Genomic DNA, 2,372 nt, shown 5'->3' on the forward strand with positions numbered 1-2,372 from the left:
CCGACGTCGCCGCCGCGGCATCCGCCGGACCCGAACGGCCGAAGCGCCGCCGCGGACGGACCGCGGCCGCGGTCGTGCTCGTCGTGGTCGGCCTCCTGCTCGCGCCGATCGCGGTGATCACGGCATGGGCGCGCGCCGAGCTCGTCGATACCGATCGATTCGTCGCGACCTTCGGCCCGCTCGCCGAGGACCCCGCCGTGCAGGCGTTCCTCGCGGACGAGGTCACGCAGGCGATCGAGGAGCAGGTCGACATCCCGCAGCTCACCTCCGACGTGTTCGACGGCATCCGCGCCCTCGACCTGCCGCCCCGAGCCGAGGACGCGCTGTCGCTGCTCGAGGCGCCAGCGGCGCAGGGCCTCAACTCACTGCTGTCGTCGACGGTGGACCGCGTCATCCAGTCGGAGGCGTTCGCCAACGTCTGGGACGCCGCGCTCCGGGCGAGCCACACGCAGTTCACGGCGGCCCTCCAGGGCGACCCGGAGGCGATGCTCGAGATCGGCGGCGACGGCACGCTCTCGGTGCAGCTCGGCCCGATCATCGAGGCCGTGAAGGAACGGCTCGGCGAGCAGGGCGTCGGCTTCGCCTCGGCCATCCCGGTCGTGGAGCGGAGCGTGCAGGTCGCCCAGGCCGACTCGCTCGTGCTCGTCCAGACCATCTACACGCTCGCCGTGGCGGTCGGCACCTGGCTGCCGCTGGTCACGCTCCTCCTGCTCGCCGCCGGGGTCGTGGTCGCGAAGCGTCGGAGCGTCGCGCTCGCCTGGACCGCGGGCGGGCTCGCGTTCGTCATGCTCCTGACGCTCGCGGGGTTCGGCACCGGCAGGCTCTTCTTCGTCGGCACCGTGAGCCCGTCGATCATGCCGAAGCAGGCCGCCGAGTCGATCTTCGGCGGACTGACCGAGCTGATGGTCTCCACGCTCACGGCGTTCACCGTGCTCGCGATCGCCGTCGCGATCATCGCCTGGCTGTCGGGGCCGTGGGCTCCGGCGCGGCGCGTCCGCGGGTTCTCCGACGACGCATTCGGCGCCGTGCGCGGCAGTGCCGAGGCCCACGGCATCACGACCGGGCGGTTCGGTTCCGGGCTGCACCGTTGGCGGGTCGTCGCCTACGCCGCGATCGCCGTGATCGCCGCGGCCGTGCTGTGGTTCTCGAGGCCGCTCTCATCGTCGACCGTCGTCTGGACGGTGGTCGTCGCGCTGCTCGCCGTGCTCGTGGTCGAACTCCTGCGTCGGCCCGAGCCCGTCACGGAGGCGGCGGAGGCGGAATCGGAGGCCGAGTCGGTCCCCGTGGCGACCTCGTGACGTCGGCGACCCCCGCCTGACGCGCCGGCGCGTCATCCGCTCGCCCCCGGACCGCACGTCGTGAGGGCCGACGGGTGGCGCTCGCGTTAGGCTCGCGTGCGATGAGACGCACCACGATCGCCCTGCTGGCCGCCCTCGAGGCCACGGTCGCCGTGCTCGTCGGCGTCGGGCTCGCGCTCGTGCCCCTCATGCTGCTCTGGGCGGTCCACTTCGGCCTCGCGGCCCCCGTCGACGCGTTCTTCCGCGCGGCGGCCGACGCGTGGCTCATCGGTCACGGCGTCGACGTCGTCGTGCACCTCGACGCCGCGACGGCGGCCGTGGTCGGCGTCGCCGGCGCGGATGCGCCGTTCACGATCGGGATCGCGCTGCTCGGCTTCGCCCTGCTGACCTTCCTCTTCGGCCTGCGCATCGGCCGCCGGGCGACCGCGACCGGGACGCCGATCGTCGGAGCGGTCTCGGCGGTGCTCGTGACGGGGCTGCTGGGCGCGGCGCTCGCCGTGCTCGCCGCGGCACCGGTGGCGCAACCGGTGGTCTGGCAGGCGGCGGTGCTGCCCGGGGTCGTGATGGGCGGCGGCGTGCTCGCCGGCGTGATGGTCGCCTTCGGCCGCTCCGGCTGGGCGACGGATGCCGCGACGAGCGCGGTGCGCGATCGGCTCGACTCCCTCCCGTTCGTCGCCTGGGCGGGCATCCGCTCGGCGATCCGGATCGGCGTGGGCTCGGCGGTCGGCGTGGTCGGGGTCGCCGCGGCGATCCTCGCCGTTCGCATCGTCATCGACCACCCGACGATCATCGGGCTGTACCAGGCGCTCGGCGCCGGCGTCGACGGCGGCATCGCGATCACCCTCATCGAGCTCGCGCTCATGCCCAACCTCATCGTCTGGGCCGCCTCGTGGATGCTCGGCCCCGGCTTCGCGCTCGGCGCGGGCACGATCGTGTCGCCGAGCGTGACGCTCATCGGACCGGTGCCGGGCCTGCCGATCCTCGGTGCGCTGCCCGCCGAGGGCGCGCCGCTCGGCGTGCTCTGGCTCGCGCTGCCCGTGCTCCTCGGCTTCGGCGGCGCGGTGCTCGTCGGCC

At 74.2% G+C, this 2,372-nt stretch carries 2 protein-coding genes; both read left to right on the top strand.

All coding sequences use genetic code 11. The features are described 5' to 3' along the window. Positions 1-1,298: hypothetical protein (locus tag ESO86_RS19180; RefSeq protein ID WP_165308010.1), on the top strand; the 1,298-nt coding region annotated here is incomplete at its 5' end. A 101-nt stretch (positions 1,299-1,399) separates the two neighbouring features. Next, on the top strand, positions 1,400-2,372 hold a 973-nt coding region (locus ESO86_RS15530), incomplete at its 3' end, for a cell division protein PerM (protein WP_129235777.1).

The organism is Agromyces binzhouensis, assembly GCF_004135055.1.
Classification (GTDB): domain Bacteria; phylum Actinomycetota; class Actinomycetes; order Actinomycetales; family Microbacteriaceae; genus Agromyces; species Agromyces binzhouensis.